Origin of the sequence: Amycolatopsis sp. NPDC059021, assembly GCF_042739895.1 — a bacterium.
GTDB lineage: Bacteria > Actinomycetota > Actinomycetes > Mycobacteriales > Pseudonocardiaceae > Amycolatopsis.
Genome location: NZ_JBHYIQ010000127.1, coordinates 1 through 7,483 on the forward strand (window position 1 = coordinate 1; position 7,483 = coordinate 7,483).

7 protein-coding genes are annotated in these 7,483 nt (G+C 68.5%); 4 read left to right on the plus strand and 3 right to left on the minus strand.

Annotated features, from left to right (window positions below):
* Positions 1-96: 96 nt before the first annotated feature.
* Together ACFWX1_RS42810 and ACFWX1_RS42815 are read right to left on the minus strand one after the other, a co-directional pair.
* Entirely contained in the window at positions 97-1,209 is a 1,113-nt protein-coding gene (locus tag ACFWX1_RS42810) for a DUF2332 domain-containing protein (RefSeq protein WP_378395623.1), read from the minus strand.
* A gap of 13 nt (positions 1,210-1,222) precedes the next feature.
* Complete coding sequence (locus ACFWX1_RS42815; protein ID WP_378395624.1) at positions 1,223-1,726, minus strand: MaoC family dehydratase; 504 nt, start codon at positions 1,724-1,726, stop codon at positions 1,223-1,225.
* Between the two features lie 341 nt (positions 1,727-2,067).
* Between ACFWX1_RS42815 and corA the strand changes: the two genes are divergently transcribed.
* The 3 genes from corA (at position 2,068) to ACFWX1_RS42830 (ending at position 4,915) form a co-directional block, all read left to right on the plus strand.
* The gene (gene corA / locus ACFWX1_RS42820; protein WP_378331454.1) at positions 2,068-3,156 is read left to right on the plus strand and encodes a magnesium/cobalt transporter CorA; all 1,089 of its coding nucleotides are present in this window, start codon (positions 2,068-2,070) and stop codon (positions 3,154-3,156) included.
* 186 nt (positions 3,157-3,342) lie between these two features.
* Positions 3,343-3,993 carry a metallophosphoesterase gene (locus ACFWX1_RS42825; RefSeq protein ID WP_378395625.1) on the plus strand — a complete coding sequence of 217 codons (651 nt, stop codon included), beginning with the start codon at positions 3,343-3,345 and terminating at the stop codon, positions 3,991-3,993.
* A 76-nt stretch (positions 3,994-4,069) separates the two neighbouring features.
* The gene (locus tag ACFWX1_RS42830; protein ID WP_378395626.1) at positions 4,070-4,915 is read left to right on the plus strand and encodes a chromosome partitioning protein ParB; all 846 of its coding nucleotides are present in this window, start codon (positions 4,070-4,072) and stop codon (positions 4,913-4,915) included.
* Between the two features lie 74 nt (positions 4,916-4,989).
* Here ACFWX1_RS42830 and ACFWX1_RS42835 read toward each other — a convergent pair whose 3' ends face one another.
* A complete protein-coding gene (locus tag ACFWX1_RS42835; protein WP_378395627.1) occupies positions 4,990-6,495 on the minus strand; it encodes an MFS transporter in 1,506 nt (501 codons plus the stop codon).
* Between the two features lie 121 nt (positions 6,496-6,616).
* Here ACFWX1_RS42835 and ACFWX1_RS42840 point away from each other — a divergent pair, with 121 nt between their 5' ends.
* Positions 6,617-7,294, plus strand: coding sequence for a TetR/AcrR family transcriptional regulator (locus tag ACFWX1_RS42840; RefSeq protein ID WP_378395630.1), 678 nt, complete (start codon positions 6,617-6,619; stop codon positions 7,292-7,294).
* Positions 7,295-7,483 lie beyond the last annotated feature (189 nt).

Genomic DNA, 7,483 nt, shown 5'->3' on the forward strand with positions numbered 1-7,483 from the left:
GGCCCCGCGCCCCCCCCCCCAATGGCCGTGAAGCCCTCCTTCACAGCGTTGAGCGCTGTGAAGGAGGCCTTCACGGACCGTCCACCAAGAGCCGCGCTACACGGGCAGCCAGGTCATGCGCTGTCCGTGCGGGGCCGTGCGTGCCAGGGCCTGGGCGTCCGGCTTCCCGCCTTCCCAGCGGACGACGCCGAGCACGCACAGGCCGCCACTGCCGTCGGCGTCGCGCGCGAGGTCGTCGCGGCCGGGCAGGACCGCCTCCAGGCCGACGCCGTAGGCCTCCTCGCTGACCCACCACACCGGCCGTCGCTCGGCCAGCGCCGCCAGCGCCTCCACGAACGAAGCGCGACGGGAGCCGAGGTACGCCAGCGCGTGACTGGTCAGCACCACCAGCGGCAACGTGTCGGGCAACCGCGAAGCGGCCGCGTCGAGGTCATCGACCGCGTCGCCGGCCACCAGCTCCGGCATGTGCCGCGCCTGTTCCGCGGCCGCCGTGCGCAGCAGGCGCAGCCGGTCCGGCTGATCGGCCCACACGCAGGCTTCCAGCCAGGCCAGCTCCTCCTCGTCCCGCAGATCCACCGGCGCCCGGTCGAGCCCCGCCCGCGCGCCGATCGTCAGCTTCTTCGGCAGTTTCGGGAGCACGGCGCCCGGCGCGACGTCGATCGCGCAGTGCAGGCCGACCGCCGCCTTCGCCGGGCCCGCGACGAGCTGCTCGCCGCCGTCGCACTGGTAGCGGTAGGCGAACCGGTCGAGCCCGAGCAGGAGCCCGGCGCTGCAGCCGACCTCCAGCAACGCGAACCGCTTCGCTTCCTTCGCCACCTGCGCGAGAGCCGGATAGAGCAGCGCCGCGCGCCGCACTTCGTTCGTCTGGGTGAACCGGGTGCCGATGATCTCCCGCGCGCGCTCGGCCCGCTCCAGGAGAAAGGAACGGAACAGCGGCCAGGTGTCCGCGTCGACGCCGTCGAACCCGCCGACCGACGGGTAGTAGCGCGACAGCGGGTGGATCGGGTCGGCCTGGACGAGCCGGTGCGCGGTGGCCAGGAGCAGCGTCCCGCGCGCCTCACCACCGCGTGCGCCGGTCAGCAGCCCCGCGACGTCGTCGTCCTCGGCCGCCTGCGTGGCGAGGTGGTCGTAGAGCGGCGAGACGCCGCGGGCCTCGACTTCCGCGAAAGTGCGCAGTCTCCGCTTGATCTCGTCCAGGGCGATCCCCATCGGGACTCCTCGCTCATTCGTGGGGCACGGGGCGGCCAGGCTGCTCCCCGCCGCGGGTGTCCCCGTAGGACCGCTTCGGCACCATCACCTTGCGCCGGAAGACGCACACGATCGTTCCGTCCTGTTTGTACCCGCGTGTTTCGACGTACACCACGCCCCGGTCGTCCTTCGACTTCGACGGCGTCTTGTCGAGCACCTCGGTTTCGCCGTAGATCGTGTCGCCGTGAAAGGTCGGCTTGACGTGTTTGAGCGATTCGACCTCGAGGTTCGCGATCGCCTTGCCGGAAACGTCCGGAACCGACATGCCGAGCAGCAGCGAGTAGATGTAGTTGCCGACCACGACGTTCTTGCCGAAGTCGGTGGTCTCTCCGGCGTAGTGCGCGTCCATGTGCAGCGGATGGTGGTTCATGGTGATGAGGCAGAACAGGTGGTCGTCGTACTCGGTGACCGTCTTCCCCGGCCAGTGCTTGTAGACCGCACCGACCTCGAATTCCTCGTAATAACGCCCGAACTGCACCCGACGTCCTCCTGTCCGCGTAACGCCCCATGAACCTGGTACGACACGTATTCGTGGTGAGGAGTACCCTCAACCATTGGTGTTCGCGCGTCAACGCGAGCCCTGCCACTCTCCGCGTCTCACGACCGCGCCGGCCCGAAGGAGGTGAGGGAACCCCATGAGTAGTAGTGGCGATAGTCCGCTTCCTAGTAGTCGCAGCGTTCCCCCTTCGATGACCGGCCTGCTTTCTTCCCGCTAGGCCAGGCAAAACCCGGGAACGCTGGTGAACGCCGGACGGACACGAGTCCGCCAGGCACGTCGTCTTCGCGCACGAACACGCACGACGCAGCCCAGGAGATCCCATGCCTGCCATTCCCTCGCTCGGCGGCCTTCGCGGCCGCGGTGACGACCGCGCCAAGGGCACACCGGTACGCGCGCTGCCGGTGCCGCTGTCGGCGTACGTCGTCGACTGCGCGGTCTACGTCGACGGCCGCCGCCTGCCGGGCCGCTGGACGCACTCCGAGGCGATCAAAGAGGTCCGCAAGCGGCACGAGGGCTTCGTCTGGATCGGGCTGCACGAGCCGGACGCCGAGCAGATCCAGGGTGTCGCGGACACGTTCGGGTTGCACGAGCTGGCCGTCGAGGACGCGCTGGAGGCGCATCAGCGGCCGAAGCTGGAGCGCTACGACGACTCGCTGTTCATGGTGTTCAAGACCGTGCGGTACGTCGAGCACGAGTCGCCGACCACCGCGAACGAGATCGTCGAGACCGGCGAGCTGATGCTCTTCCTCGGCCGGGACTTCGTGGTCACCGTGCGGCACGGGAACCACTCCGGGCTGGCCAGGCTGCGCCGCGAGCTGGACGAGGACCCCGAGCAGCTCGCGCTGGGCCCCGCCGCCGTCGTGCACGCGATCGCCGACCAGGTCGTCGACCACTACCTCGAGGTCACGACGCGGATCGAGTCCGACATCGACGAGATCGAGGCGCAGGTGTTCGCGCCGCGCTCGCAGGTCAGCGCCGAACAGATCTACCTGATGAAGCGGGAAGTGCTCGAACTCCGGCGCGCGGTGCTGCCGCTGGCCACGCCGGTGCAGCGCCTTTCGGAGGGCTACACGCGGCTGGTGCCGGACGAGGTCCGCTCGTACTTCCGCGACGTCGCCGACCACCTCGCGACCGTCTCGGAGCGGGTGTCGGCGTTCGACGAACTGCTGAGCACCCTGGTCGACGCGACCGTCGCGAAGATCTCGCTGCAGCAGAACACCGACATGCGCAAGATCACCGCGTGGGCGGCGATCATCACCGTCCCGACGATGATCGCCGGGATCTACGGCATGAACTTCGACTTCATGCCGGAACTGCACTGGAAGTTCGGCTATCCGCTGATCTTCGGCGTCATCGTCGCCATCTGCCTGATGCTCTACCGAATATTCCGGAAGAACGACTGGTTGTAGCTCCCTCCCCGACCCCGTCTTTCCCCCGGTAGCAGTACAGGAGGCTTTCCCATGTCCCGCATCCTGACCAACCTCAAGTTCTGGGCGCTCGTGCTGTGCCTGAGCTGGCTCGTCGTGATCACCACGATCATCGTGACCCACCCCGAGGCCGCGATGAAGTGAGCTCGGGGGCCGTACCCTGAGCGCATGCCGAAAGCGCTGGTCGTCGCGGACGAGGTGGACGAGCGGCTGTGGACCGACGCGGTCCGCGCCTACTCGGTCGACCTCGTCATCGGCGCCGGCGATCTGCCGTATGACTATCTCGAGTTCCTGGCGGGCGCGCTCGACGCGCCCTGCGTGTTCGTCCCGGGCAACCACGACCCGGATCTGAGCGGCTACACCCGCTACGGCGGACTGTCCATGAAGGACGGTTTCCCGACGGCGTGGCCCGGCCCGGCGGGCGGGATCAACGCCGACGGGCGCGTCGTGGACGTCGCCGGGCTCCGGTTCGCGGGGCTCGGCGGGTCCGTCCGCTACAACGACGGCCCGAACCAGTGGACGCAGTGGCAGCAGGCGCGCCGCGCCCGGCGCGTGGTCCGGCGAGCCGGGTGGCGGCGACGCCGGGACGGCCGGGGCGTCGACATCCTGCTGACCCACGCGCCACCCCGGGATCTCGGCGACCGGCCGGATCCGCCCCACCACGGGTTCGACTGTCTGCATAGGACGGTCGAGCGGCTGCGGCCGAAATGGCTGCTGCACGGGCACATTCATCCGCACGGCGAACCGGTCCCGGACCGGTCGCTGGACGGAACCCGCGTTCGCAACGTGGTCGGTCATCAGATCATGGAGTTCGCATGAGCGAAGCTTGCGAGCGAATCATCGATATCATGCGCCATAAGGAATTGGACACTGTCTCGCGGAGCGAGGCGATCGCATGAACAACAGGGGAACCGGCTTTCCGAGGGCCGACGCGGAGCACGACTTCCTGCGCGCGCGGCGGCGGCAGGTGCTGTCACGGCTGGCGAAGTGGCTGCGCGGCGAGCCCGACGACGTGAACATCATGTTGCCGTTCAACGAAGTCGTGGACGCGCTCGGCTACGTCAGCGAGCGGCGGATCGGGCTGCGGGTGATCTCGCTGGACTCGATCGTCGGCAGTGTCGACCGCGGCCGCGACTTCGACCGGCGCTTCCGGCCGACCTCGGGACGGGTCCGGGAACGCTGGGAACGGCTCGCGCTGGCCGCGCGCCGGGGCGAGGAGATCCCGCCGATCGAGGTGTATCGCGTGGGCGAGCTGCACTTCATCATCGACGGGCACCACCGGGTTTCCGTCGCACACGCGCAGGGACTGTCCACAATAGAGGCTCAGGTCATCGTGGTGCGGACCAAACTGGACCCGAGCGGGATCCGCTTCCGCGGCGATCTGATCGTCAAGGACTACCGGCGGCTGTTCCTCGAACGCGTCCCGCTGACCGGGCACGCCCGCGCGTCGGTGATCGTGTCGGACCCGTGGGACTACGCGCTGCTCGGCGAGCACGTCGAGGCGTGGGGTTTCCGGCTGATGCAGGACGAAGGCCGCTACTGCGACCGGGCGAGTGTCGCGCAGCGCTGGTTCGACGAGGAGTTCACGCCGGTGGTCGGGATGCTGCGGCAGGCCGACATGATCGGCACACGCACCGACGCCGAGGCCTACATGTGGGTGGCGAGCGAACGGTACCGGCTCATCCGCACGCACCGCTGGGACGACGAGGTCATCGAAGCGGTACGCAGCCGGAAACGCTGAGCCACAGCCGAAGTCCGTGAAGGCCTCCTTCACAGCGTTGAGCGCTGTGAAGGAGGCCTTCACGGACCTGCACGTCACATGTGGACGGCGGCCGGGGCGCCTTCCGGGGCGGCGGCGGGCTTGCCCGGCCGCAGCATCAGGCCGGTGATGACACCGCCCGCGAGGAAGATCACCGCGGCCCAGGTGAACGCCGTCGTGTAGCTGTGCACGGCGGCTTCGGCCGCGAGCTGCTGCGTCGGCTGCTTACCCGCGATGAACGACGTCGCGGCGTTGCTGGCCAGCGTGCTCAGCAGCGCGGTGCCGATGGAACCGCCGACCTGCTGCATCGTGTTGACTGCGGCGGAGCCGACACCGGCGTCCCGCGGGTCGACGCCGAAGGTCGCGACGCTCATCGCGGGCGCCATCGACAGGCCGATCCCGAGACCCATCACGATGAGCGGGCCGAGGACACCGTTGGCGTAGGTGCTCTGCAGATCGATGGCGCTGAGCCAGAACAGCCCGAGCGCCGCGATCACCATGCCGGTCGGCACGAGCGGCTTCGCACCGATGCGCGGCAGCAGGACGCTCGTCGCGGTCGTCGCGGCGATCATCAGCGCGGCCACCATCGGCAGGAAGCCGACGCCGCTCTGGATCGGCGTGAACCTGAGGTTCAGCTGCACGTAGAACGTCAGGAACAGGAAGATCGCGAACATCCCGATGGCGAGCAGGAACATCGCGATGTACGAGGCACCGCGGTCGCGGTCGAGCAGCACGCGCAGCGGCAGCAGCGGATGCGCGACGCGCGTCTGGAGCCAGGTGAACACGGCGAGCAGGGCGACACCCGCGACGAGGAAGCCCCACACCGACACCGAGGACCACGAGTCGTGCTCGGCGTTGGAGAAACCGTAGACGACGGCGAACAGACCGGCGGTCGCGGTGATCGTGCCGGGCAGGTCCAGCTTCGGCCGCGGGCCGTCGGCCTTCTGGCCGCGCAGCAACAGCAAACCACCGATGAACGCGACGACCGCGAAGATGATGTTGACGAACATGCACCAGCGCCAGTCGAGGTACTGCGTCAGTACACCCCCGAGCAGCAGCCCGACCGCGGCACCCCCGCCGCCGATCGCGCCGTACACACCGAAGGCGCGTCCGCGTTCCTTCGGGTCGGTGAACGTCGTCGTCAGCAACGACAACGCCGCCGGCGCGAGCAGCGCGCCGAACACACCCTGCGCGGCCCGTGCGACCAGCAGCAGTTCGATGCTGGACGCCGCTCCCCCGAGCGCCGACACCGCCGCGAACCCCGCCAGGCCGACGAGGAGTGCGTTCTTGCGGCCGAACAGGTCCGCCAGGCGTCCGCCGAGCAGCAGCAGACTGCCGAACGCGAGCGCGTACGCCGTGACGACCCACTGACGGGCGTCGTCGGAGAAGCCGAGTGCGTGCTGCGCCGAGGGCAGCGCGATGTTCACGACGGTCGCGTCGAGCACGACCATGAGCTGCGCGATCCCGATCACCGCGAGGATCAGCCAGCGTCTGGCGTGGTGCGGGTTGGCGCTGTGGACGTCCCCCGGTGGCGCGGCGACAGCGACGGATGACTGAGTCATCGAAAGGTCCCTTACGAATAGTGAGCAACGAAGCTATGTGGAGTAACCGTCTCCCCTTACGGTGATCACGGTACACAAGAACCGGAGGGGCTGCCTCAACTTAAGTGTTAAGATGGGATCCATGGCACGGGACGCTGCTCCCGCCGCACCGGCGCGGCCGCTGCGGCGCGACGCTGAGCTCAATCGACGGCGCATTCTCGAATCCGCGCGCGAGGTCTTCTCGCAACGCGGGCTCGAGGCCACCCTCGACGACATCGCACATCACGCCGGAGTCGGCGTCGGCACGGTGTATCGGCGGTTCCCCAACAAGGAACACCTGGTCGAGGCCATGTTCGTCGATCGGCTCGAAGAGGTCGGCACGATGGCCGAGGCCGCATTGGCCTTCGAGGACCCTTGGGAGGGCTTCCTCGACTTCGCCTGGAAAACGGTCGAACTGCATTCGAGCGACCGTGGCCTTCGCGAGGTCATGCTGTCCAAGGCGTTCGGCCGCGAGCGCGTCGCCGAGGTGAAAAACCGCTTGGTGCCGTTGGTCACACGGCTCATCGAACGGGCACAGGAGTCCGGTCAGCTGCGCGCCGACTTCTCCCCGACCGACATGCCGATGCTCCACCAGATGATCGGCGAGGTCATCGAGTACACCCACACGGTGAAGCCGGACGTCTGGCGGCGGTACTTCGCACTGCTCCTCGACGGTCTCCGCGCCGAACCGGGCCGGGCCACCGCCCTGCCCCACGGCCCGATGTGCATCGACGACCTCGACACCGCCGCCTGCGCGTGGCGTCCCCCGCGCCACGGCTGATCGAGGTCACCCCGGAAGCCGATGAACCGGACATAACCGATGCTCTTTACGGTGCCGGTAAGGCCACCTTGCAGGCGTCCGACGCCCGCAAGGTGGCCATACCGCCACAGGTGTCCTTAGTTGTAGCCGGTGCCACGCAGGGGTGTACGGCCCCCAACACGACGACCTCTGACGATAACACATAACACT